This window comes from Flavobacterium caeni, from assembly GCF_900101895.1.
GTDB classification, from domain to species: Bacteria; Bacteroidota; Bacteroidia; order Flavobacteriales; family Flavobacteriaceae; genus Flavobacterium; species Flavobacterium caeni.
On the sequence record NZ_FMVF01000016.1, the window covers coordinates 1 to 25715 of the forward strand.

The window sequence follows — 25715 nt, forward strand, 5'->3', positions numbered from 1 at the left end:
AAAAATGAATTTTCTATTTTCGATAAACTTTCTTCGTGAGGCTGCGCGCTTTGGTCGTGGCAGGCGGAGGGCCGAGCGTAAAGAAACAGTCCAGAGGACTGTTTTAGCGAAGGAGCCAGGAGGCGCGTTGGCCCGGCTTGAAGCTGGCGTTAAGAAACAAATGGTGTTTGAGCGAAGCGAGTTCATTTGTTTTAGCCGGCGACCCGAGGCTTTAGCCGAACTGAGCGAAGCTAAAGCCAGCAGGTCGCCGAACGACCGCGCGCCAGGCATTTTTGCTACTTTTGTTGCCATACAAACCGAGCTTGCGAGGTTCAGCGAACACCAAAACCAAATATTATTTTGGTGAGCTAAAAGTAGACCCGTGGTAGCGAAAACTTCAAACGGATTTCAAAACTTCCGGTTTTGAAAGAAGCTCTAGCGATGCAACGCGCCCTAGCCCCGATGGCAGTGGAAATCCTTTTTTAAAAGGATTCGCCGAAGCGGCAGCGTAGGCAAATCTCTTTTAAAAAAGATTGCAACGTACAGCGGGAAAAAGCTCCTAAAAAAACAACACCATGCAAGATGCAATAAACCACCTTTCCCAAGAAAAAATCTTCGGCACCATCATCGCCACCTATGGTTTGCCGACCGTGCCGTCGCGTCCGCAAGGTTTTCAAACGTTGGTTTTGCTGATTCTGGAGCAGCAGGTTTCGATCGACTCGGCCAAGGCGACGTTCAACAAAATCAAAGCGCAATTTCCCGAAATGTTGCCCGAAGATTTGGTTCAATTGTCTGAAGCAGATTTTCGCGTGTTTGGGGTGAGCCGTCAGAAGGCCAAATACATTGGCGGTTTGGCCGATGCGGTCCTTACCGGGCAAATCGATCTGGACAGCCTGCCGCACAAACCTGCCGAAGTCGTTCGCGAAGAATTGATTAAACTCAAAGGCATCGGGAATTGGACGATCGATATTTATTTGATGTTTTGCCTTCAATCGCCCGATATCATACCGCTGGGCGATATCGCGGTGGTCACGACAATCAGGGAATTGTTTGACGTGCATACCCAGGAAGCGATGGCCACCCTGGCGCAAAGCTGGCAACCACACCGCTCGACGGCCACCTATTTGCTGTGGCACCACTACCTGTGCAAACGCAACCGCAAAATCGATTATTCGCTTTAGAATCAGCCTGCAACAAATTAACTTTCAATAGTTGTTTTTTGTTAATGTTTTGTTACTTTTGCAGGCGATTAAAATAAGAACAAAAATTACTTTTATGGGATCAATGATGATTTACGTGCCGATAGTAATGGCATTAATAGGTTTGCTGTTCATGGCGGCCAAAAGAGCCTGGGTTTTGAAACAAGACGCCGGCGACGGTAAGATGAAAGAAATTTCAGATTACATCTACGAAGGTGCATTGGCCTTCTTGAAAGCAGAGTACCGCTTGTTGGCCATTTTCGTCGTATTGGCGAGCGTTGTCTTGGCCGGAATCACTTTTGTGCCGGGTGTAAAAACACACATGTTGATCGTAATTGCCTTTGTTTTTGGTGCCATTTTCTCGGCTTTGGCGGGTAATATGGGGATGAAAATCGCCACCAAAACCAACGTAAGAACTACACAGGCCGCTCGTACGAGCTTGCCACAAGCCTTGAAAGTTTCTTTCGGCGGTGGTACCGTAATGGGCTTGGGTGTTGCCGGTTTGGCCGTTTTGGGCTTGACCGCGTTCTTCATTTTCTTCTACCACTTCTTTATGGGCGGTACTTGGACCAACGGCGAAGACATGACCGTGGTACTCGAAACTTTGGCCGGTTTCTCTTTGGGCGCCGAGTCGATTGCATTGTTTGCGCGTGTAGGTGGTGGTATTTACACCAAAGCTGCCGACGTAGGTGCCGACTTGGTGGGTAAAGTAGAAGCTGGTATCCCTGAAGACGATCCGCGTAACCCTGCAACAATCGCCGACAACGTTGGTGATAACGTAGGTGACGTAGCCGGTATGGGTGCCGATTTGTTCGGATCTTATGTAGCGACCGTTTTGGCCGCGATGGTACTCGGAAACTATGTGATTTCGGACATGGGCGGAAAAATCGACGACGCTTTTGGCGGAATCGGACCGATCTTGTTGCCGATGGCCATTGCCGGTTTCGGTATCTTGTTCTCGATCATCGGGACCATGCTCGTGAAAATCTCTTCTAACGATGCGAAAGAAAAACAAGTACAAGGCGCGCTCAACGTAGGAAACTGGGTTTCTATCGTGTTGACTGCGATCTCTTGTTTCGTATTGGTGAAATACATGTTGCCGGAAACCATGAAAATGGAATTCTTTGGCGAAGGTTTGAAAGAAATCTCTTCGTTGCGCGTATTCTACGCAACGATTGTAGGACTCATCGTAGGCGGTGTCATTTCATCGGTTACTGAATATTACACCGGTTTGGGCACGAAGCCAGTATTGGCGATTGTACAAAAATCATCGACTGGTGCCGGAACCAACGTGATCGCTGGTTTGGCGACCGGAATGGTGTCGACTTTCCCGACGGTATTGTTGTTTGCCGCTGCCATCTGGGCATCTTATGCGTTCGCCGGTTTCTACGGTGTGGCTTTGGCGGCTTCTGCTATGATGGCGACCACTGCGATGCAACTCGCGATCGACGCTTTCGGACCAATCTCTGACAACGCCGGTGGTATCGCCGAGATGAGCGAATTGCCGAAAGAAGTACGTACAAGAACCGACATCTTGGATTCAGTAGGTAACACGACTGCGGCTACCGGAAAAGGTTTTGCCATCGCGTCTGCGGCTTTGACGTCACTCGCCTTATTCGCGGCTTACGTCACGTTTACAGGCATCGACGGTATCAACATTTTCAAGGCGCCGGTTTTGGCGATGTTGTTCGTGGGTGGTATGATCCCAGTGGTGTTCTCGGCTTTGGCCATGAACTCTGTAGGTAAAGCAGCCATGGACATGGTGTACGAAGTACGTCGCCAGTTCAAGGAAATCCCAGGCATCATGGAAGGCAAGAACAAGCCAGAGTACGGCAAATGCGTCGAAATCTCTACCAAAGCGGCTTTGCGCGAAATGATGTTGCCGGGTATCTTGACCATCGGTTTCCCGATCGCGATTGTTTTGTTGCCAATGGTTTTGGGTTACGACAATTTGCTCATCGCCGAAATGCTCGGTGGCTACATGGCCGGTGTGACCGTTTCAGGTGTATTGTGGGCGGTATTCCAAAACAACGCGGGTGGTTCATGGGACAACGCCAAGAAATCTTTCGAGGCTGGTGTCATGATCAACGGCGAAATGACCTACAAAGGTTCAGACGCGCACAAAGCGGCGGTAACCGGAGATACAGTTGGTGATCCATTCAAAGATACGTCAGGTCCGTCGATGAACATCTTGATCAAATTGTCATGTTTGATCGGACTCGTCATCGCCCCAATCTTGGGTAACGGCAGCCACACGACTACCGAAGGTCACGCCATGGCGACTTGCTGTTCAGCCGAAGGCAAATGTACTTCGATGACCAAGGAAGAATGTGTTGCAAAAGGGTGCACCAATCCTACTTGCGAGCACATGGTTGCTACAACCGAAGTCAAACATGAAGTTTCGAAAAAGATCATGGTCGAGAAGACCAATGTAGATGGCAAGGTTCAAGCGACCGTAACCACCAACATCGACGGCAAGGAAGAAGTCCTCAAATTCGAGGGTACCGAAGCCGAGGTGCAAGCCAAAATCGATTCGATTAAATAAGACTTTTTTTACAAGTACAAAGCCCTGTTGCGTGACCTTCGCGACAGGGCTTTTTTTATGATTTGAAAACGGGCAAACCCATCAAAATTGGTTACATTTACGCTCCTAATAACTAATTCAACACCTATGAAAAAATCTTTACTGATGGCTTTGGCGTTCTGTGCGACAAGCGGTTGGGCCCAAACAAACAGGGCTTGGACGGCTGTTTCGAACACCAATGTCAAGCCCTCGAAAACGGTCCAACGACAGTCGTTCCCGGCCGATTTTACACTGATGCGGCTTGCCCCGCAAACCCTCCGCGCGGTGCTGCAAACCGCGCCGCAACGCAATGTATCGGTACACCAATCGGGCGTGATCATCTCGTTGCCCAATGTACAGGGCCAAACCGAGCGTTTCGAAATGCTCGAAGCGTCAAACTTTGTTCCTGAATTCCAGGCGCAACATCCCGAAATCCGTGCTTACGTTGGTAAGGGCATCGACGACAAAAATGCCACCGTGCGTTTGAGCGTAGACCCGAGCGGCATTCAGGGCATGGTGTTCCGCACCGACAAACGCAACGAATTCATCGAGCCCTATGCTGAAGGCGGCGATATTTATGCGGTGTACAACGCCTCGCGCAACAAAGGCAGTTTGCCGTTTACCTGTTCTACCGAAGACGTTTCGATCGCCAAGTCGCTCGAGGACCACGGCGATGAGAACCGATCGAATTCGGGCGAATTATTGACGTTTCGCCTGGCCTTGTCTTGCAACGCCGAATACACCAACTATTTTGGTGGCGTGGCGCAGGCGCTCGCTGCGATGAACGCGACCATGACACGTGTCAATGGTGTGTTCGAGATGGACATGGCCATCCACATGAACATGATCGACAATACCGACCTTATTTTCACCAATCCATCAACCGATCCGTATACGACCATCGGGCAGTGGAACAGCCAACTGCAAAACCTGCTCAACGATGAAGTGGGCAACGCCAATTACGACATCGGGCACATGTTCGGCTCTACGGGTGGCGGCGGCAGCGCAGGCTGTATCGGCTGCGTGTGCGTCAACGGACAAAAGGGCAGCGCCAAGACCTCTCCGGCCGATGGCGTCCCAATGGGCGATACGTTCGACATCGACTATGTAGCGCATGAAATGGGGCACCAATTCGGCGCCAACCACACTTTTTCGCACGGCGTAGAAGGTACGGGCGTGAACGTAGAACCGGGATCGGGCTCGACCATCATGGGGTATGCGGGCATCACGAACTGGGACATCGCCAACCATTCCGATGCCTATTTTGTGTATGCGAGCATCAAACAGGTGCAGGACAATATGGTGGGCAAGACTTGTCCGGTGCGTACGCCATTGGCCAATACCGCGCCTACAGTCGACGCTGGTGCCGATTACATCATCCCGATCAGTACCCCTTATGTGTTGACCGGGTCGGCGACCGATGCGCAAGGCGATACGCTTTTGTATTGTTGGGAGCAAAACGATTCGGCGACGTCGCAAACCGGCGGTTCGAGCCCGGCATCGCCTACCAAGACAGGTGGCCCGAACTGGCGTTCTTACGACCCTACGTTGTCGCCAAGCCGCTACATGCCGCCGTTGGCGCGTGTGGTGAACAACCAATTGACTTCGACGTTCGGATCGGTGACTACCGAGGCCATCAGCTCGGTGGCGCGCGAGTGTAATTTTGTCTTGACCGTGCGCGACCGCGACCTCGAGGTGGGGCAAACCGCTTCGGATTTTATGAAGGTAACCACCGTTGCGGCAGCCGGACCGTTTATCGTCAACACGCCGAACACCAATATTTCGGTGATGGCGGCCACCAATTACGATGTGACCTGGAACGTAGCCGGGACCACGGGCAATGGTGTCAATGCGGCTACCGTCGATATTTTCCTTTCGACCGATGGCGGATTCACGTATCCGTACGAGTTGGCCAACAATGTCCCGAACGATGGTACGCAGGCCGTGGTATTCCCAGATGTTCCGGGCACAACCAACCGCGTGATGGTCAAAGGCCACAACCATATTTTTTACGACATCTCGAACACGAATTTCACGATCACAACGGCAGTTTCGACCTTTGTGATTTCGGCGCCAGGCGGAACCGACACGCAAACATCGTGTCAAGGCGGGCAGGCGGTCTATACGATCCTTTACGACACCATCAACGGCTTCGACGACCCAACCACGTTTAGTCTTTCGGGGCAACCGGCGGGTACGACCGTATCGTTTTCGCAAAATCCGGTGACGACACCAGGACAGGTAACCTTGACGGTTTCGAACACCAATGCAGCGCCTGCGGGTGCCTACACGATGACGCTCACCGGTACTTCGGGCAGCGAGGTCAAGACACTCACGTTGTACTATGATTTGTTTGCGACTACGTTCCCAGCCTCGGTGTTGACCACGCCGGCCAATGGCGCGACTACGCAGCCTACCACGCTCACGCTCGAATGGGACGCCAACGCCAACGCGTCGTCCTATGATATTCAGGTGGCCACCGATGCTGGTTTCACGACCGGACTCATCGAAGGCACAACCGATACCAACAGCTACCAGGTGACCGGACTTGCGACAGGAACCACCTATTACTGGCGCATTTTGCCTAAGAACGCGTCGTGTAGCGGCGAACTGAGCGCGGCGTTTTCGTTCCAAACCGGAATGACTTCTTGCGACGACTGGGAGTCGACCGATGTGCCTGTAACCATTTCGGCATCGGGCGCGCCGACGGTAAATTCGACGCTCGTGATCCCAGCCGGGGAAGGGGCAGACATCGAGAGCCTTACCGTGACCGTAGACATCACGCATACTTGGGTACGCGATTTGACTGTGACATTAATCAGTCCGGCAGGCTCAGAGGCACGACTCGTAAATCGTCCGTGTACGAACGCGGCGCTCAACAACATCCAGGCAACGTTCGACGACGAAGGCATTGTCCTGATTTGCGCGAACAATCCGGCGGTAGGAGGTACCATCATCCCGTTTGATGCGTTGTCGGCTTTTGTCGGTGAGAATACCGAAGGCACCTGGACGTTGCGCGTGGCCGATCAGGCCAACCAAGACGGCGGCGCCATCAACAGTTGGTCGATCAACGTGTGCAGCACGCAAGAATTGGGTGTCGCGCAAAGCGAGTTTACCGACTTTGCGTTGTATCCGAACCCGAACAACGGTGCGTTCGACGTGCGCTTCACGCCCAATTCAGACGACGTGAAAATCAACGTACACGACATGCGCGGCCGTCAGATATTCAACCAGGCGTATAGGGCAGGCGGTATGTTCCAGGAAACAATCCAATTGCGCAACGCTTCGTCGGGGATCTACATGGTTACCGTCGAGAACGGCAGCAGTAGGGTGGTGAAGAAGATTGTCATCGAGTAATTGTGCCAATTCAAACAAAAAGCCCCGCGAATGCGGGGCTTTTTTTTGTCTGAGTATTTAGCCGTCAGTTAAACCCATTGAGCGCTTGGGCCGAACTTGATCTATTTGAAATAAGAAAACATTTTGAGTAAAATAGGGGATTGTGTCGGGCGTTCAAAAAAATTAACAAAATCTACAGTTTTTCTGTAATCAAGTGTTCTTTTTGTTTTGTAGGGGATACCTTCATAGCCCCCTTCCCTACGGTAAAAATAAACTTTTTCGATATACGCGCCTTACAGAAAATCTGTACTTTTTTCAAAGGCTAATGCCTGAACCTACCTTCTGCTAAAACAAACCGTTCAATTCCGCATTGATCTTGTTCACGACCATCCCCAAATCTTCGGGATTGTTTACAAAGTCTACATTGTCTACATCGATGATTAAAAGCGGGCCTTTGTCATAAGTCTGGATCCAGGCCTCGTATCTTTCGTTAAGGCGGCTCAGGTAGTCGATCGAAATCGAGTTCTCGTAATCGCGGCCGCGTTTGTGGATTTGCGCCACCAGGTTCGGAATCGAACTGCGCAGGTAAATCAGCATATCGGGTGCCTTGACCAGCGATTCCATGAGTTCGAACAACGACGAATAGTTCTGGAAATCGCGGTTGGTCATGAGTCCCATCGCGTGCAAATTGGGCGCAAAAATGTGCGCGTCTTCATAAATCGTACGGTCCTGGATGATCTTTTTGCCGCTTTCACGAATTTGCAATATCTGACGGAAACGGCTGTTGAGGAAGTAAATCTGAAGGTTGAACGACCAACGTTCCATCTGGTGGTAAAAATCGTCGAGGTACGGGTTGTCTACGACGTCCTCAAAATGCGGTTCCCATTTGAATTGTTTGGCCAATAATCGGGTAAGTGTTGTTTTTCCTGCGCCTATGTTTCCTGCTACTGCTATGTGCATTACGGTAATGTGATTTTATAATTCGTGATTCCTTGTTCTGTAAAAATAGACAAAATTTGCGCTTGGTAGTGAAAACTTTTGAACGTTTTTTCGCCGATCGGAAGCGTTTCAGATTTGTCGTTTTTGGCCGTGCGGGCGTATATTTTGCCGTCTTTGGCGTACAGCAGCCAGGCATCGTTTGCAAGGACAAATTGCTGGATGCCGGCCATCGGTTCGAACGTCGTGATTTTGCCGTACACGTCGGTGGCGTAATGGTTGCCTTGGTCGTCGATCCAGTGGAAATGGTTGAAATCCGATTCGTAAACCGAAACCTTTCCGGTAAACGGCACCGTCAATTCGCGCAGTTCGTTGCGCAGATAATCGAACAATCCGACCTTTTGCGACAAAGTGTTGAAGATCCAAAGCCGATTGCCCGAAGCCATCGCAACGGCCGAGGCAACAATGGGCGTTGCATTTTTGGAAAAATTAATCCGATGCGTTTCATTGAGTTGGTTGTCGACCAAAACCGCCGTGTTGAAACCTTCATAAAACAAAACGATTTGCAGCGGATTTCGCAAATCGACGCGCGTGATCTTCCCGAGCGCAAGGTTTTTGTATTCGAGTGTGACGCCGCTTTTTTGCTTGCAAAACACGTTGTTTTTGATAAAATACCGAAACCCGAAATTGTCGTGCCCAACAAACGCATCGGCAACCAATTGCTCAAAATTACCGCTGACCATCGTCACTTGCGCAGGTGCCACGAGCGAGAACAACGACCAAAAAACAAGCATCCGGATTTTCATAGCGGCTAAAGTACAGCCCAAACGCTGTTCGGCCAAAACATTCACCCAAAATCTTTTAACAAAAACTTGTAACAGATTTGGGGCGCTTTCGTCATCTTTGCCTTGAACAACAACGCTATGAAACAGATCCTTCTTGCGGCAGCTTTATTTGCCGCCACTACTTTGGTCCGTGCACAAGACTTTCAGGGCATGGCCGTCTACGAATCCAAAACCAGCACATCCGACATCAAAACGCGGATGGAAAGCAGCAAAGAACTGACGCCCGAAATGCGCGCCATGGCTGAAAACATGATGAAAAAGATGTTCGAAAAGACGTTCATCCTGAATTTCGACAAAACGACATCGGTCTACAAAGAAGAAGAAAAACTCGAAGCGCCGGGGCAAAACCAGGTGCCGGGCCGCATGATGTCTTCGATGCTCGGCGGTGGCGGAACGTTCTACAAAAACGTCAAAGACAAGACGTATACGGTCGACAAAGAATTCATGGGCAAAGAATTTCTCGTCAAAGATTCGCTGCCCAAACTCGATTGGAAAATGGAAAGCGAAACCAAGCAAATCGGCGGCTACAATTGTTTCAAGGCGACGGCCGTCCGCAAGGCCAGCAAGTCTGACATCCGCAACTTCCGTCCCAAAAAAGCCGACGACAAAAAGGACGCGAAACCTGAAAAAGAAAAAACGACCAACCTCATGGACGACGTCGAAGTGCCCGACACCATTACCATCACCGCCTGGTACACGCCTGAAATCCCGATTGCGCAAGGCCCTGAAAATTACTGGGGATTGCCCGGGCTGATCCTCGAAGCGAGCGACGACAAAACCACGATTCTTTGCTCGAAAATCGTGCTCAACGCCAAAGAAAAAGTCGCGATCAAAGCGCCTACCAACGGCAAAGTCGTCAACCAAAAAGAATACGACGAAATCGTCATCAAGAAAATGGAGGAATTGCGCGAGATGCAAGGCCGCAACGGCGGGTTCCAAATGCGCATCGGCAACTAATCGTTTACGCCTTTCGACGCCATGACCAAGACCTTTTTACTGTTTTTGCTTTTGCCTTTTTTCGCCGTCGCGCAATCGGTTAAACTCGACGGCTTTATTTTGGACCAATCGGGCAAGCCGCTCGAGATGGCCAACGTCATGGCGGTCAACGTCGTGACCAAGCAGATGGATTCGTACGCGATCACCAACGACAAAGGCCGTTACCAGCTGACACTCAAACCCAATGCGACCTATTCGGTTAAAGTCAGTTACCTGGGGATGCAATCCAAGGAATTGACGTTGTCTACCCTGTCCGAAAATCTGTCGCAAAACATTACGCTCGAAGCGGGCGCAGAGCAACTGCAAGGTGTCGAAATCGTACGCGAAATGCCCGTTTCGATCAAGGGCGACACCATTGTCTACAATGCCGATTCGTTCAAGACCGGCACCGAACGCAAGCTCGAAGACGTGCTCAAAAAACTGCCCGGCGTTGAAGTCAACAAAGACGGCGAGGTCGAAGTCGAAGGTAAAAAAGTCCAGAAATTGATGGTCGAAGGCAAGGATTTCTTCGACGGCGATACCAAACTCGGGGTCAAAAACATTCCCGCCGACGCCATCGATAAAGTACAGGTGCTCAGGAACTACAACGAAATCGGCGCGCTCAAAGGGCTCGAAAACAACGAGGAAAACGTCGCGATGAACATCAAGCTCAAAAGCGGCAAAAAGAATTTTTGGTTTGGCGACATGACGGCCGGAATAGGCGTGGGGCATGAGGACAGCCGTTATATCGTCAATCCGAAGGTGTTTTACTACAGCCCGGAATACAGCCTGAACTTGATCGGCAACTTCAACAACATCGGCGAGCTGCCGTTTACGCCGCAGGATTATTTCAAGTTTACGGGCGGATTCAAGAATTTGATGCGCAAGGGCGGGACGGGGTTCAACGTGTCGTCCAACGATTTGGGGCTGACGCTTTTGCGGAACAACCGCGCCAAAGAAATCGAAACGCAATTCGGTGCCGCCAATTTCTCGTACAACATCAATAAAGCTTGGGGCTTGAGCGGATTCGCGATCGTATCGGCCACCAAAACCGATCTGGAAACACAATCGCAAGTTTCGCGACGCGACTTTCAAGGATTGAACAATCCCGGCACGCCGACGGAAACCATCCAGAACACACAAGAGGCCACACACCAAAAAAGCAACCTCGGTCTCTTTAAAATTTCCTCGAGCTACAAACCCGACACCGCGCTGCAAATCGACTACGACGCCTTGCTCAAAAAGTCGCGCAACGATGAATACACGGGGCTTTTTTCGACGAGCAATGTCGAGGATCCGCAAAACATCAATACGCTCAAAAAGCAGGATCCGGTGTCGCTCAACCAAAATTTCAACCTGTACTACACCAAGAACGACAAACACGTTTTTGCCGTCGAGGCCCAGCATTTGTACCAGGACGAAGATCCGTTCTACAACGCGCAGCTCAACAGTCAAGTGTTAGAGAACATCCTCGTGTTCGACGACCGCTACAACCTGAACCAAAGCCGATTCGTCAAGACCAACAAAACCGACGCGAAGTTCGATTATTACTACATGCTTACGCCCAAGAGCAACATCAACGTGACCGTCGGCGATACGTATTCATACCAGAGTTTCGACTCGTCGTTTTACCAGATTCTGGACAACGATGCGACCAATCTGGTCAGCGGCAACCGCGTCAATTTTAGGTTCAACGATGCGTTTTTGGGGTTGCATTACAAATTCATCACGGGCAAATTCACGTTCAATCCGGGCGTGAGCGTCCACCAATACAACACCGACAATGCTCAAGGCGGCGTGGGCCAAGACCAGAATTTCATCCGCGTGTTGCCCGATGTCTACGCGCTTTACCAAATCAAAAAATCCGAGTCGCTGACCTACAACTACGCGATGACGACCGATTTTACCGATGTGACCAAACTCGCCGAAAACTTCGTCATGAACAACTATAACTCGTTTGCGCGCGGCAACCCTTTCCTCGAGAACGCGCTCGTGCAGACGCATTCGTTGCGCTATTTCAAGTACAATATGTTCAATTTTACGAACATTTTCGGGTTTGTCAATTACAGCCGTCGCGTCGATGCGGTCAAGACGCGCGCGACATTTGTAGGCATCAACCAATTTTCGACGCCGTACAATTCGAACTTCGCCGATGAAATGCTGACGGGCGTCGCCAATTACGGCCGCTCGTTCGGCAAATACAAAGCATCGGTCAATGTCAATTTGAATTGGTCCAAGTTCAACAACCTGCGCCAAATCGGCAACTTCGAACGCCTCAACCAAACCGAATCGTTTACGCAGGCTTACACCGCCAAGTTCTCTACCAATTACAAATCGGCACCGAATCTCGAGCTTGGTTACAACATCATGATCAACGATTACCAACAGGCGACGTTTTACACGCACCGTCCGTCGGCTCGGCTCGATTATTATTTCTGGGATGCGTTTTCGCTCGTGTCCGAATACGAATTCTTCCACTACAACAGCGCCGACAACATGATCGAAAACGAGTACGATTTCCTGAGCGCGAGCTTGATTTACCAAAAAAAGGGCAGCCCGTGGGAGTACAAGATCGCGGCGACGAATTTGCTCAACACGACGTCGCTCAACGATGATAGTTTTACGCAGTTTGCGACACGGACGTCGCAGTATGTGGTGCAGCCGCGGTATTTGATTTTTTCTTTGAAGTTTAATTTGTAGGAGCTGTTTCCCGCTTTCCGTTACAATCTTTTTCGCTCGTTCCTCGCGAAAAAGGATTTCCACTTCCATCGGGGCTAGGGGTGACTGCGTCGCTAGAACTGTTTACAAAACCGGACGTTTTGAATCCGTTTGAGGTTTTCGCTGCCGCGGGCCTACTTTTGTCTGGCAACAAAAGTAGCAAAAATGCCTAGGCGCAGACCTTTCGGCGACCAGCCAAGTTCTCGATGGCGAAATTAAAAGAACTCGTTTAGAAAAAATACCTGAAGTCCACTGGACTTCCTCCTCTTAATATCAAATGGCTCAGACAGCTTTTAATTTTTGCGCCATCTTCGAACGGCTGGTGCCCGCCTGCAAGGTCGATGCGCCAACCTCACGAAGAACGTTTGTCGTAAATAGAAAGTTCAGTTTCCGCTTTGCGCTTTCGTATAACGCGCCGGGAAGATTGTAGTCGCCGGAAGATTTTTCCCCGCGGAGGACGTCGCATGACGAACGCCCCAAGCGAAACGATTCGCTCAACTTTGTGCGAACGTTCAACGTGCGGATTTTTGGCGCAGCGGGCAAGCCAAAAATGTAAATATTACTTTCCTGACTGGCGCGGCATTCACTTTGGAGGCGTTAAGAAAATCAACAAAGTGAGCGTTAAAAGCCAGGTGCTGTTTGAGCCGCAGGCGAGTTCAGCTGGCTTAGCGAACGGAGTTGATTTTTAGCCGAGAAAGTGTGCCGCACCGCATTTTTGCTTCTTTTGTTGCGAGACAAAAGAAGGCCTCCGCGGCAGCGGAAACTTCAAAGAATTTCAAAACTTCCAGTTTTGAGAAGAGTCGTAGCGACGCAGTCTGTCCCTAGCCCCGATTGAAACGGAAATCCTTTTTGAAACTTTGTAAAAGTTTAAAAAAGATTGCAGTGAAAAGCGGGAATCAGCTCCAAAAAAAAAGCCCGACAAACGTCAGGCTTCCTATCAAATGCGATTTAGATTATAAACCAAATTCCGCTTTGACCTTGTCAACAAAGTCAAGCTTCTCCCAAGTAAACAACTCAACCTCCACGGTTTTAGAATTGCCTCCAGGCGAAGTAAACGTCTTGGTTACCACCTCTGATTTACGTCCCATGTGGCCGTACGCCGCCGTTTCGCTGTAAATCGGGTTGCGGAGTTTCAAGCGTTGCTCGATAAAGTACGGGCGCATATCAAAGATGTTCTCGACTTTCTTGGCGATTTCACCATCGGTGAGCTGCACTTTGGCCGTGCCGTAGGTGTTGATGTAGATGCCCATCGGCTTGGCCACACCAATCGCATACGATACCTGAACGAGGATTTCGTCGGCAATGCCCGCTGCCACAAGGTTCTTGGCGATGTGACGCGTTGCATAAGCGGCCGAACGGTCTACCTTGCTCGGGTCTTTTCCTGAGAATGCCCCGCCGCCGTGTGCGCCTTTTCCTCCATAAGTGTCTACGATGATTTTACGGCCCGTGAGTCCCGTATCGCCATGTGGTCCGCCGATGACGAATTTGCCCGTCGGGTTGATGTGGTACTGGATTTTATCGTTGAACAAATGCGCGTATTGCGGATACTTGGCGATGATGCGCGGGATCAAAATAGACACCAGGTCGTTCTTGATCTTGGCCAACATCGTCGCTTCTTCGTCAAAATCGTCGTGCTGCGTCGAGATGACGATCGCATCGATACGCGTCGGTTTGTTGTGGTTGTCGTATTCGAGCGTCACCTGCGACTTGGCATCGGGACGCAAATATTTGATTTCGTTGTTTTCGCGACGCAACGCAGCGAGTTCCTGCAACAATTTGTGCGACAAATCGAGCGCGAGCGGCATGTAGTCCTGGGTTTCGTTGGTCGCATAGCCAAACATCATCCCCTGGTCGCCGGCGCCCTGGTCTTCAGGGTTTGCGCGTTCTACACCTTGGTTGATGTCGCCCGATTGCTCATGGATGGCCGACAAAACGCCGCACGATTTGGCTTCGAACATGTATTCGCTTTTGGTGTAGCCGATTTTCTCGATCACCTCACGCGCAATGTGCTGAACGTCGAGATACGTTTTTGATTTTACTTCGCCCGCCAAAATCACCTGGCCTGTGGTTACCAAGGTCTCGCAGGCTACTTTTGAGGTAGGGTCAAAGGCAAGGAAGTTGTCGATGAGCGCGTCAGAAATCTGGTCAGCGATTTTGTCCGGATGCCCTTCGCTGACGGACTCCGACGTAAATAAATAAGCCATAATGTTGTATTTTAATTAACCGAGGATTGGTTTGAACGGCAACGCTAAAGGAGTTCTGCTTTAGCATTTTTACGACTACCCAAGGGCGCGTCAGAGGTTGCAATCAGTTCAAATCTTTCCTCTTGAAATTTTCGTTCGCAAATGTATGAAACCATTTTTGATTGGCCGAAGCAAATCGAAAATTAATTTTTGAGTGTTGTTTTGACTGTGATTTTTAGACCAAAAATGGTTAAAACATAACAAAGAAGTTGCAGTTTCATTTTTTTAGTTTAGATTTGTTGTCATCAATATAAAATCTGACAGAAATGAAAAAAACTTTACTTCTTGCAGGCGTTGTTTTGGCGTCTGTTTTCAATGCAAATGCACAAGTCGTTTTTAGCGACGATTTCAACGACCTTACACTCGCTCCTTGGACAGTGATTGACGCCGATGGCGACACCAGAAACTGGAGCGTGGTACAAATCCAGGACAATGGCGGACAGCCTGTAGGTACGCCGGTATTGCGTTCGGCTTCATGGCAAACTGTGCCGTTGACGCCAAACAACTATGCCTTTACACCGGCCATCGATTTGAGCGGATTCTTCCCTGGATCGGGTACTGCTGAATTGTCATGGAAAGTAATGGCGATTGACGCGGCTTGGGATTTGGAGCAATACACCGTATACGTAGGTACAGAAAATACCGTGGCGCATATGTTGGCTTCTCCACTGAGCTTTAACGAGCCTTCTTTGGCAGGGGTGAACACCTTGACCGAAAGAACATTGGACGTTACCGACTACCTCGGACAAATCATTTACGTAGCTTTCAGACACCACGGTGTTTCGGATCAGTTTACGATCGAAGTAGACGACGTGGCTGTAGAGGTTTCTGTCATGAGCACCGAAAACTTCTTCGCGTCTAACTACCAAGTGTATCCAAACCCGGCTTCAGACAACCTGAACATCAGCGGCAGAAACAACATCAACTTGACCAGCGTCGAGTTGACCGACATGAACGGCCGCGTAGTGAAGAACCTGAACGTAGGTGCGGTTTCAACACAATTGAACATTGCCGACCTGAACGCAGGTATCTACTTGTTGAAAGTGACTTCTGACCAAGGCGTAGGTACTACCAAAGTGGTTAAAAGATAATTAGGCTTTTGCCTATGAGAAATCCGGTCCTTGTGATCGGATTTTTTTTTGTCAAAAATTTGTATAGCTTTGCTTTAACCTTAAAAACCATGATAATTATGAAAAGAATTCTACTCTCGCTTTCGATATTGATTTCGGCAGCAACGCAGGCCCAAAACATAACTTATGAAGGTTTCGATGTTTTTCCAGGCGTAGCGGGCCCTGGCGCTTCGGGCCAATGGGTGTTTACGAACCAGAGCGCGCCAACCGGTGCAGCCAATTGGACACAAGGTGGCGGGACCGCCTTTGCAAATACAGGTGGACAAAGCGGAGGCGCTACGTCTTTTACGCTTGTTAATTACACTAGTGCAACAGGCACAGGCACCATCAGCAATTGGTTACTCGCGCCCGTATACGATTTGCAAAACGGCGATGTGATCTCGTTTTGGTCGCGCCAAGGTGGTGAGGCACCGCAAATTTATGCCGATCGTTTGCAGATGCGGATCGCAACAAGCTGGTCCGATTTTTCTGCCATGCCTACAGGAGCCGATGGTGTAGGCGATTTTACGTTGTTGGCTACCGACATCAACCCGAATTTGACCCCAGATGGTTACCCGTTGGCTTGGACCAATTACACTTATACTGTCGAAGGATTGGACGGAATCGTACCTTGCCGTATCGCGTTTCGTTATTTTGTGACCGACGGAGGAACAACAGGAGCGAACTCGAACATCATTGGTGTCGATACCTTCTCGATAGACCGTCCGCTGAACACCGAAGGATTTTTCGCGGCCAACTTTGCCGTGTCGCCTAATCCGGCCTCGAATGTGTTGAACGTAAACGCCAAGACGGGTGCTTCTTTGAAAAAGATCGAACTCACCGACATGAACGGCAGGATCGTCAAATCGCTCGACATGGGTAACGTTTCCCAAACGCAAATCAACGTTTCCGACTTGCAATCGGGCATCTATTTGCTCAAGATTTCTTCGGATTCGGGTGTGGGAACGTCAAAAATCGTCAAGAACTAATTTTTTGATAAAGCCTTATGGAACCTGCCTTCGGGCGGGTTTTTTTATACCTGTCACGAAAACGTTTTCTGTTAAAATTTAAATTTTGGCTTGCGTTTTCCAAAAATAGTTTAGAAGTTTGTCACTCACAAAAACGAGAAAAATGCAATTTACAATGTGTCATATGTGTATGATGAAGTGGAAGGTTTCCGCGGAACGCACTATGGCATAATTTTAAATTTCAAATTATAGCAAGAGCCTTCCGCAAACCGGGAGGCTTTTTTTTATACCAAAACTTTTCAATCTTTTAAATTTTTAATCTTTCAATAATGTTCGCAATAGCCAAAAAAATGATGATGATGTGTTGGATGCCAATGTGTATCCCGCCCCGCTATTGCCAAAAGTCAACGAGTTAAATCTAGTTATAGTTCAAAACTAAGCCCTTTTGGTCATCTTCCAGAAGGGCTTTTTTTATTTCACGTAAAAATCAAAATCAATATAAACTTTAAAACCTAGAAATCATGAGTACAACACAATTTGCCACCAACGCCTTGCACGCCGGACACGATGTCACCAAAAACGCAGGAACCCGCGCCGTGCCGATCTATCAAACCACGTCCTACGTGTTCAACGACGCCCAACACGCCGCCAATTTGTTCGGGCTGGCCGAGTCGGGCTACATCTACACCCGTCTGAACAACCCCACCAACGACGTGCTCGAGCAAAGACTCGCCGCTTTAGAGGGCGGAATCGCGGCCGTTGTCACCGCTTCGGGAACCTCGGCGCTCGCCACGGCCTTGCTGGTCTTGCTCAAAGCAGGCGACCACATCGTAGCCTCGAACAGCCTTTATGGCGGAACCTACAACTTGCTCAATGTGACGTTGCCGCGCTTGGGCATCACCACCACGTTCGTCGATCCGTCTAATCCCAAAAATTTCACCGATGCCGCGCAGCAAAACACCCGCGTGTTCTTTGCCGAATCATTGGGCAATCCAAAATTGGATGTGCTCGATTTGGAAGCTATCGCCAACGAGGCCAAAGCGTTCAAGGTGCCGTTCATCGTAGACAACACCGTGCCGTCGCCTTACTTGCTCAACCCAATTGCTTATGGCGCCAACATCGTCATCCACTCGCTCACCAAGTACATTTCGGGCAACGGTACTTCGCTGGGCGGCGCGATCATCGATGCCGGAACCTTCGATTGGTCTAACGGGAAATTTCCCGAATTCACCGAACCGTCGCCGGGGTACCACGGGCTCGTTTACCATGAAGCACTGGGCAACGCGGCCTTTATCGCCAAAGTACGCATCGAAGGATTGCGCGATTTTGGCGGTGCGTTGAGCCCGTTCAATGCGTTCCAGATCATCCAGGGCTTGGAGACGCTACCACTCAGAATTCAAAAGCATTCCGAGAATGCACTCGCTCTGGCCCAGTGGCTCGAAGCGCAGGAAGACGTGGCTTGGGTCAACTACCCAGGTTTGTCGTCGAGCAAGTACAATGCCTTGGCGCAGAAGTACCTGCCTAAAGGCCAAAGCGGCATCGTCACGTTCGGCCTCAAAGGTGGATTTGATGCGGCGCGCAAAGTAGCCGACCAAACCAAGGTATTCTCTTTGTTGGCCAACATCGGTGACACCAAATCGCTCATCATCCACCCTACGAGCACCACGCACCAGCAATTGTCGGACGAGCAGCAAATCGCCACCGGCGTCACCAAAGATTTGATCCGATTGTCGGTAGGGCTCGAAGACATCGAAGACCTTAAAGCCGATTTGCAGGCCGTATTCCAAAACATCAAAACCCCGCAAACCGTCTGATCATGAGCCAAAAAACCGTAAACGTAATGGGCTATGCCAGCGGCAACGACCAGTTTTTGGTCAAGGCGCGCAACCTTGACATCCGCATCAGCAAGAATCCCAAAGCGGCCGAACTCGAAGGACCTAGCCCGATCGAGTATATTTTGGCAGGCTTTGCAGGCTGCATCAACGCCGTGGGCAAACTCGTGGCCAAGGAACTCGACCTCACCTTGCAATCGCTGCAGGTTGAGATTTCGGCCACGCTCGACACCGACCGTTACAATGGCATCCCTACCGGGTTTCGCGCGGGTTTCCGTCAAATCGACGTGACCGTCAAGCCCACTGCCGATGCTTCGCCCGAACTGCTGCAACAGTGGCTCGAGCAGGTCGAATACCGATGTCCCGTTCAGGACAATTTGATCCATCCCACGCCGGTTTCGGTGACGCTCGATGCGCTCGAACCGGTGGTTAACTAGAAGTACATTGTTTGTTTTTGTTTGTTTGGAACTGCCCTCGGCTATCCCAGGCCGGGGCAGTTTTTAAAAAACCACCGCATGAAAAAATTACATCCTATTTATTTTTCGGATTGGCGCCTGGCCAATGGAAAAACCCACGACGTGGCGCTCTCGTACCAGGTTTTTGGAAGGTCGTTGGGCACGGCCCCCGTGGTGTTGGTCAACCATGCGCTCACGGGCAATTCGAATGTTTCGGGCGAAACGGGTTGGTGGAACGCGCTCATTGGCGATGAAAAAACCATCGACACGCAACGCGTCACCGTTTTGGCGTTCAACATCCCCGGCAACGGCTACGACGACGAATTCGACCACCTGATTTTCAACTACAGGGATTTTACGGCCAAGGACGTGGCCGCGCTTTTTTGGAAAGGGCTCGAGACGCTGCACATCGACACGCTGTTTGCGGTCATCGGCGGCAGTCTCGGTGGCGGCATCGCTTGGGAAATGGCGGCGCTCAAACCCAAAGCCATCCAGCACCTGATTCCCGTGGCCACCGATTGGAAAGCCACCGATTGGGTCATCGCCAACGTGCTCGTGCAGGACCAAATCCTCAACCATTCGTCGCAACCGATCCAAGATGCGCGTACACATGCTATGTTGCTCTACCGCACGCCGCAATCGCTTGGGCTCAAGTTCAAACGCAACAAAAACGGCGACCGTTTCGATATCGAAAATTGGCTCATCCACCATGGCGTCAAACTGCAGGACCGTTTTCGGTTGGCTTCTTATCGGTTGATGAACCACCTGCTGCGTACGATCAACATCGTTCGTGCAGGCGATGCGTTTCTCGATACCGCCGCGCGCATCGAATCGAGTATCCACTTGATTGCCGTAGACAGCGATTTGTTTTTCATCCCCTCCGAAACCCGACAAACCTACGAGGTCTTGAGCGTGGTCAAACCCAATGTGTTTTACCATGAAATCAAATCGGTCCACGGGCACGATGCCTTTTTGATCGAGTACGAACAATTGGCCCAAATCCTATCACCCATTTTTGAACCCCTAAAAGTAAACACCCATGTCACTACGTATTAACATCGTGCTGTTCGGCATCGGCAATGTGGGCAGCACGCTGCTCGCGCAGGCCATCGAAAGCCAAAACTTTTTTAGACAACGGTACGGCATCGATTTGCGGTTTCCTGTCATCACCAATTCCACCGTGGCCTTTTTTGAGAAAGACGGCAACCCCAACCAATGGGAGGTCAACTTCGAACGATCGGCAGTGCCGTTCAGCGTAGACGACATCATCGACTACGTCAAAACCCAACAACTCGAAAACCTGGTGGCTGTAGATGCCACAGCCAGCGCCGAACTCGTCAGGAGTTATCTTCCGTTGGTGCAAAACGGATTCCACCTGGTGGCCGCCAGCAAAATTGCGAACACGTTGCACGGTGAATTCTATGACCAACTGCGCAAAACCCTCGCCAAATTCGACCGTCAGTTTTTATACAGGACCAACGTGGGCGCTGGTTTGCCTGTCATCAATACACTGGCCGATTTGCACCGCGTCGGCGAGAAGATCACGCAAATCCGCGGCGTGTTTTCGGGCTCGCTGAGCTACATCTTCAACCGCTTCGGACGCGAAGATTTGTCGTTCTCGCAAATCCTGCAAGCCGCCGAAAAAGCCGGATACACCGAACCCGATTCGCGCGAAGACCTCTCGGGCAACGACGTTGCGCGCAAATTGCTCGTGCTGGCACGCGAACTTGGGCTGTCTATCGAATGGAACGACATTTCCATCCATTCTTTGCTATTGCCCGATTTGAACGAAAAAAACAGCAAGCAAGAATACGCCATCGGTAAGGAATTGCTCGATGGGCCGTACCGCATCGCCAAGCTTACGCAAACCGACGGGCATGTGCTGCGTTACATCGGGCAACTCGACGTGGCGTCAAAAAAACTTGAAGTAAAATTGGTTTCCGAACCCGAATCGTCGCCGCTCGGAAGGCTTACGGGCGCCGACAACCTGGTCGAGATCTACACCGAATCCTATGGCCAAAACCCAATTGTCGTGCAAGGCGCGGGAGCGGGTAAGGCCGTGACGGCGCGCGGCGTGTTGTCCGACATCTTAAAGATTGCCGAATCGGTCAAACGCACCGAGGCAGTTTGGAACAAAGCAACGGTCTAAAACTGGAGTTGCAGCCACTGCCCGAACTGGTAGCCTTTTTTGGCCAGGTAAATCGCGCCGAGTACGATAGACATTCCAATCAGCACGCGGTGGTTGCACACGCGGTTCCATTTTTCGAAAAAACTTGATGTGGCCATGGTTTTGGTTTTTAGCGGTTTGGCTATTGGTGCGCATGCCACCGCAATTGTTACAACCGCAGCGATAACGTTATCGTATATTTTTTGCGGCAATGTTGTAAAATCAAAACCTAATCCCGTACTTTGCAACGTTCTTAAACATCATGACTGTTATCACGAAAGGCCGAGGGACTAGACCCGGTGAAGCCTTAGCAACCCTTTAACTAAAGAAGGTGCTACATTCTACTTTGATTTCAAAGACAGATAACCCCCGAGATTTCCCTCACTTTTTTTGGTAACATTTTTATTTTTTAGGAGCACGCGATTGGTCGTTCAATCACGTCTGGTCCCGCTGTACGCTGTATCTTTTTCCTGCTAAAGGCGCAGGAAAAAGGATGCCGCTACCATCGGGGCTAGGTGAGAACGTCCGTCGTCCTTTCGAACATTAATACGAACTATGTCACCAGTAGAAAAAGCCCTACAACAACGTATCCTCGTGCTCGACGGCGCCATGGGCACCATGTTGCAACGGTACAACTTCAGCGAAGAAGACTTCCGCGGCGAACGCTTCAAGGATTTCCCGCACCCGCTCAAAGGCAACAACGATTTGCTCTCGCTCACGCAGCCCGAGGCCATCAAAGATGTCCACGCCCAATATTTCGAAGCCGGCGCCGACATTGTCGAAACCAATACCTTTTCGGGCACCACCATCGGCATGGCCGACTACCACATGGAGGACCTGGTTTACGAACTCAACTATGAATCGGCACGTCTTGCACGCGAAGTCGCCGACGCCTATACTACCAAAAACCCAACCCAACCGCGATTCGTTGCCGGTTCGATAGGTCCCACCAATCGAACCGCTTCGATGTCGCCCGACGTCAACGATCCGGGGTTCCGCGCCGTGACGTTCGACGAATTGCGCATTGCCTACAAACAACAGGTCGAGGCACTCATCGACGGTGGATCCGATATTTTATTGGTCGAAACCATTTTCGATACGCTCAACGCCAAGGCCGCCCTTTTTGCCATAGAAGAAGTCAAAGAAGAACGCCACCTCGACATTCCCGTCATGGTATCGGGTACGATTACCGATGCCTCGGGCCGTACGCTTTCGGGCCAAACCGTCGAGGCGTTCTTGATTTCGATCCAACACATCGACCTGCTCAGCATCGGGTTCAATTGCGCGCTCGGCGCCGACCAGCTCAAACCGTATCTGAAACGTTTGGCGCACAACACCACGCTCAACATTTCGGCGCACCCGAATGCCGGCCTGCCCAACGCCTTTGGCCAATACGACCAGACGCCCGAGGAAATGCAGGCGCTTATCAAAGATTATCTCGACGACAACCTGATCAACATCATAGGCGGCTGTTGCGGTACCACACCAAACCACATCCGTCTGATTGCCGAAGTCGCGGCCCAATACCAACCCCGAAAGCTGCAAACTGCCTGATGTCGAGAACCAACAAAATACACCTGCAACTTTCAGGACTCGAGCCGCTTTTGGTGACCGAGGAGTCTATTTTTGTCAACGTGGGCGAACGCACCAACGTGACCGGGTCGCGCAAATTCCTGCGGCTCATCAAGGAAGAAAAATACGAAGAAGCGCTCGACATCGCCCGAAACCAGGTAGAAGGCGGTGCGCAAATCATCGACATCAACATGGACGAAGGCATGCTCGACGGCGTGCACGCCATGACCAAATTCCTGAACCTGATTGCCGCCGAACCCGACATCGCGCGTGTCCCGATCATGATCGACAGCTCGAAATGGGAAATCATCGAGGCCGGCTTGAAAGTCATCCAAGGCAAGGGTGTCGTCAATTCGATCTCGCTCAAGGAAGGCGAACAGGCGTTCATCCACCACGCGAAACTCATTCGCCGTTATGGTGCAGCCGTAATCGTGATGGCGTTTGACGAGGTCGGCCAGGCCGATACCTATGAACGCCGTATCGAAATCTGCAAACGTTCGTACGACATTTTGGTAAACGTGGTGCAATTTCCCGCCGCCGACATCATTTTTGACCCCAATATTTTCCCGGTGGGCACCGGCATGGAAGAACACCGCCGCAACGCCGTAGACTTTTTCAAAGCCACCGCGTGGATCCGCGAAAACCTGCCACTGGCCAACATTTCGGGCGGCGTGAGCAATGTGTCGTTTTCGTTCCGCGGCAACGACAAGGTGCGCGAGGCGATGCATTCGGCATTTTTGTACCACGCGATCCAGCACGGCATGACCATGGGTATCGTGAATCCGGAAATGCTCGAGATTTACGACGAAATCGATCCGACTTTGCTCGAATATGTAGAAGATGTACTGCTCGACCGCCGCGACGATGCCACCGAACGCCTGCTCGATCTGGCCGAAAGTTTCAAAGGTGAATCCAAGACGGGAGAAAAGGCCGTTCAGGAGTGGCGCAACGGTTCGCTCCAAGACCGACTTACCCATTCGCTCGTAAAAGGTGTCGACGAATTCATAGAGGTCGATGTCGAAGAAGCGCGTTTGCAATCGGAGCGTGCGATCGATGTGATCGAAGTCAATTTGATGGCGGGCATGAATGTCGTGGGCGATTTGTTTGGTTCGGGCAAAATGTTTTTGCCACAGGTGGTCAAATCGGCGCGTGTGATGAAAAAAGCGGTGGCTTATCTGTTGCCGTTCATCGAAGCACAAAAAGACGGGCAGTCGGCATCGGCCGGAAAAGTGCTGATGGCGACGGTCAAGGGCGATGTGCACGACATCGGCAAAAACATCGTGGCCGTGGTGCTGGGTTGTAACAACTTCGAGATCATTGATTTGGGCGTCATGGTGCCGCCCGAGAGAATCATCGAGACCGCCGTACGTGAAAACGTCGACATCATCGGGCTTAGCGGATTGATTACGCCATCGCTCGACGAAATGGTGTATCTGGCCAAGGAACTCGACAAACTCAACATCAAAATTCCGATCATGATTGGCGGAGCAACGACTTCGCGCGCGCATACGGCCGTCAAGATCGCACCTGAATACAAAGACACCGTCGTGCACGTCAATGATGCGTCGCGTGCGGTGACCGTCGCCAGTAATTTGTTGCAGGCCGAAACCAAGGCCAATTACGTCAAGGCGATCCGCGAAGAATACGACAAACTGCGCGACGGGTATTTGAACCGCAGCCGCGAGAAAAATTACCATACGATTGCCGGTGCGCGACAAAACAAAAGGGCGCTCGATTGGCAAAATTTTACACCGGTCAAACCCAATTTCATCGGGCAAAAAACCATCGAAGTACCGCTCGAAGCGCTGGTCGATTTTATCGATTGGACACCGTTTTTCCAGTCGTGGCAGTTGTTCGGTAAATATCCTGCCATCCTGAACGATGAGGTGGTGGGTACCGAAGCGACCAAGTTGTTTACCGACGCGCAAAGCATGTTGCGGCAAATGGTCGACGAGAAATGGGTCGAAGCCAAAGGCGTATTCGGGATTTTTCCCGCCAATACTGTTAACGACGATGACATCGAATTGACCGATGCCAACGGCAACAAAATAGCCCAATTCCTGACCTTGCGACAACAATCGCAAAAGACAGCGGGCGCGCCCAACATTGCGTTGGCCGATTTCATTGCGCCCAAGGATTCGGGCAAGCAAGATTACATGGGGTGTTTTTGTGTGACGACTGGATTTGGTGTCGATGAAAAAGCCGCCAGATTCGAGCAAAACCTCGACGATTACAATGCAATTATGGTCAAAGCCTTGGCCGATCGTTTCGCCGAAGCTTTGGCCGAATACCTGCACCTGCGCGTGCGCAAGGAATTCTGGGGTTATGCCGCCGACGAAAAACTCTCGAACAGCGAGCTGATTGCCGAGGATTACAAAGGCATACGTCCGGCGCCCGGTTATCCGGCGTGTCCCGACCATTTGGAGAAGCCGACGATTTTTGAGTTGCTCGACGTAACCAACCAAATTGGCGTGACGCTCACCGAGAGCATGGCGATGTGGCCCGCTTCGTCGGTGTCGGGGTATTATTTTGCGCACCCCGAGAGCAAGTATTTTGGGCTTGGGAAAATCAAGGAAGACCAGGTGGCCGATTATGCGCAGCGTCGTGGGATTTCTTTGGAAGAAGCGATGCGTTGGCTTGGGCCGAATATCGCCGATTAGACCGCTGCGCTGCAAGACCATTGCATTGCAAGAATCAGGACCGCTTTGCTGCAAGACAGGTAGCGGAAACGGGATGCCCGCGTGAGCGATGGAAGCGGCATCCTTTTGCGGAGTTTACGAAGCAAAAGATAGAGCGGACAGCGCGACGGCGGCCAAAA

The 25715-nt window shown here is 50.8% G+C and carries 18 protein-coding genes and 1 riboswitch; of the genes, 14 read left to right on the plus strand and 4 right to left on the minus strand.

Annotation, left to right across the window (positions count from 1 at the left end; translation table 11 throughout):
- The 4 genes from BLP55_RS17175 to BLP55_RS13755 all read left to right on the plus strand — a co-directional run.
- Nucleotides 1-346, plus strand: a 346-nt coding sequence (locus BLP55_RS17175; protein ID WP_211516832.1) for a hypothetical protein, incomplete at its 5' end; no start/stop codon positions are given.
- Nucleotides 347-554: 208 nt separating this feature from the next.
- Nucleotides 555-1160 carry a DNA-3-methyladenine glycosylase family protein gene (locus tag BLP55_RS13745; RefSeq protein ID WP_091145595.1) on the plus strand — a complete coding sequence of 202 codons (606 nt, stop codon included), beginning with the start codon at nt 555-557 and terminating at the stop codon, nt 1158-1160.
- Nucleotides 1161-1254: 94 nt separating this feature from the next.
- On the plus strand, nt 1255-3723 hold the full coding sequence (locus BLP55_RS13750) for a sodium-translocating pyrophosphatase (RefSeq protein ID WP_091145599.1): 2469 nt from the start codon (nt 1255-1257) through the stop codon (nt 3721-3723).
- Nucleotides 3724-3849: 126 nt separating this feature from the next.
- Nucleotides 3850-7098, plus strand: a complete 3249-nt coding sequence (locus BLP55_RS13755) for a zinc-dependent metalloprotease (RefSeq protein WP_091145602.1) — start codon at nt 3850-3852, stop codon at nt 7096-7098.
- Nucleotides 7099-7422: 324 nt separating this feature from the next.
- Here BLP55_RS13755 and BLP55_RS13760 read toward each other — a convergent pair whose 3' ends face one another.
- On the minus strand, nt 7423-8037 hold the full coding sequence (locus BLP55_RS13760) for a deoxynucleoside kinase (RefSeq protein WP_091145605.1): 615 nt from the start codon (nt 8035-8037) through the stop codon (nt 7423-7425).
- The gene (locus BLP55_RS13765; protein WP_139149678.1) at nt 8037-8807 is read right to left on the minus strand and encodes an NHL repeat-containing protein; all 771 of its coding nucleotides are present in this window, start codon (nt 8805-8807) and stop codon (nt 8037-8039) included. Before BLP55_RS13765 ends, BLP55_RS13760 begins: the two co-directional genes overlap by 1 nt.
- Before the next feature lie 129 nt (nt 8808-8936).
- Between BLP55_RS13765 and BLP55_RS13770 the strand changes: the two genes are divergently transcribed.
- Nucleotides 8937-9815, plus strand: coding sequence for a GLPGLI family protein (locus tag BLP55_RS13770; protein ID WP_091145610.1), 879 nt, complete (start codon nt 8937-8939; stop codon nt 9813-9815).
- Between the two features lie 21 nt (nt 9816-9836).
- The gene (locus tag BLP55_RS13775) at nt 9837-12533 is read left to right on the plus strand and encodes a TonB-dependent receptor (RefSeq protein ID WP_091145612.1); all 2697 of its coding nucleotides are present in this window, start codon (nt 9837-9839) and stop codon (nt 12531-12533) included.
- 971 nt (nt 12534-13504) lie between these two features.
- Here the strand turns inward: BLP55_RS13775 and metK are convergent.
- Nucleotides 13505-14755, minus strand: a complete 1251-nt coding sequence (gene metK / locus BLP55_RS13785; RefSeq protein ID WP_091145618.1) for a methionine adenosyltransferase — start codon at nt 14753-14755, stop codon at nt 13505-13507.
- Nucleotides 14756-15060: 305 nt separating this feature from the next.
- Between metK and BLP55_RS13790 the strand changes: the two genes are divergently transcribed.
- The 6 genes from BLP55_RS13790 to BLP55_RS13815 all read left to right on the plus strand — a co-directional run bounded on the left by BLP55_RS13790 (nt 15061) and on the right by BLP55_RS13815 (nt 21307).
- Entirely contained in the window at nt 15061-15885 is an 825-nt protein-coding gene (locus BLP55_RS13790; RefSeq protein WP_091145622.1) for a T9SS-dependent choice-of-anchor J family protein, read from the plus strand.
- Between the two features lie 98 nt (nt 15886-15983).
- Nucleotides 15984-16892, plus strand: a complete 909-nt coding sequence (locus tag BLP55_RS13795; protein WP_170826878.1) for a T9SS-dependent choice-of-anchor J family protein — start codon at nt 15984-15986, stop codon at nt 16890-16892.
- Between the two features lie 500 nt (nt 16893-17392).
- Nucleotides 17393-18685: an O-acetylhomoserine aminocarboxypropyltransferase/cysteine synthase family protein gene (locus BLP55_RS13800; RefSeq protein WP_091145629.1), complete on the plus strand. Its 1293-nt coding sequence runs from the start codon at nt 17393-17395 to the stop codon at nt 18683-18685.
- A gap of 2 nt (nt 18686-18687) precedes the next feature.
- Nucleotides 18688-19140, plus strand: coding sequence for an OsmC family protein (locus BLP55_RS13805; protein WP_091145632.1), 453 nt, complete (start codon nt 18688-18690; stop codon nt 19138-19140).
- Nucleotides 19141-19218: 78 nt separating this feature from the next.
- Nucleotides 19219-20214, plus strand: a complete 996-nt coding sequence (locus BLP55_RS13810) for an alpha/beta fold hydrolase (protein WP_091145636.1) — start codon at nt 19219-19221, stop codon at nt 20212-20214.
- Complete coding sequence (locus BLP55_RS13815) at nt 20198-21307, plus strand: homoserine dehydrogenase family protein (protein ID WP_091145639.1); 1110 nt, start codon at nt 20198-20200, stop codon at nt 21305-21307. Before BLP55_RS13810 ends, BLP55_RS13815 begins: the two co-directional genes overlap by 17 nt.
- On the opposite strand, the gene BLP55_RS17055 is transcribed toward BLP55_RS13815, so the two are convergent.
- Complete coding sequence (locus BLP55_RS17055) at nt 21304-21444, minus strand: hypothetical protein (RefSeq protein ID WP_170826879.1); 141 nt, start codon at nt 21442-21444, stop codon at nt 21304-21306. The genes BLP55_RS13815 and BLP55_RS17055 overlap by 4 nt on opposite strands.
- 147 nt (nt 21445-21591) lie before the next feature.
- A riboswitch (SAM riboswitch) is annotated at nt 21592-21694 on the plus strand.
- Nucleotides 21695-21880: 186 nt separating this feature from the next.
- Between BLP55_RS17055 and BLP55_RS13825 the strand changes: the two genes are divergently transcribed.
- On the plus strand, nt 21881-22879 hold the full coding sequence (locus BLP55_RS13825) for a homocysteine S-methyltransferase family protein (RefSeq protein WP_091145648.1): 999 nt from the start codon (nt 21881-21883) through the stop codon (nt 22877-22879).
- On the plus strand, nt 22879-25557 hold the full coding sequence (gene metH / locus BLP55_RS13830; protein WP_091145652.1) for a methionine synthase: 2679 nt from the start codon (nt 22879-22881) through the stop codon (nt 25555-25557). Before BLP55_RS13825 ends, metH begins: the two co-directional genes overlap by 1 nt.
- Nucleotides 25558-25715: the final 158 nt, after the last annotated feature.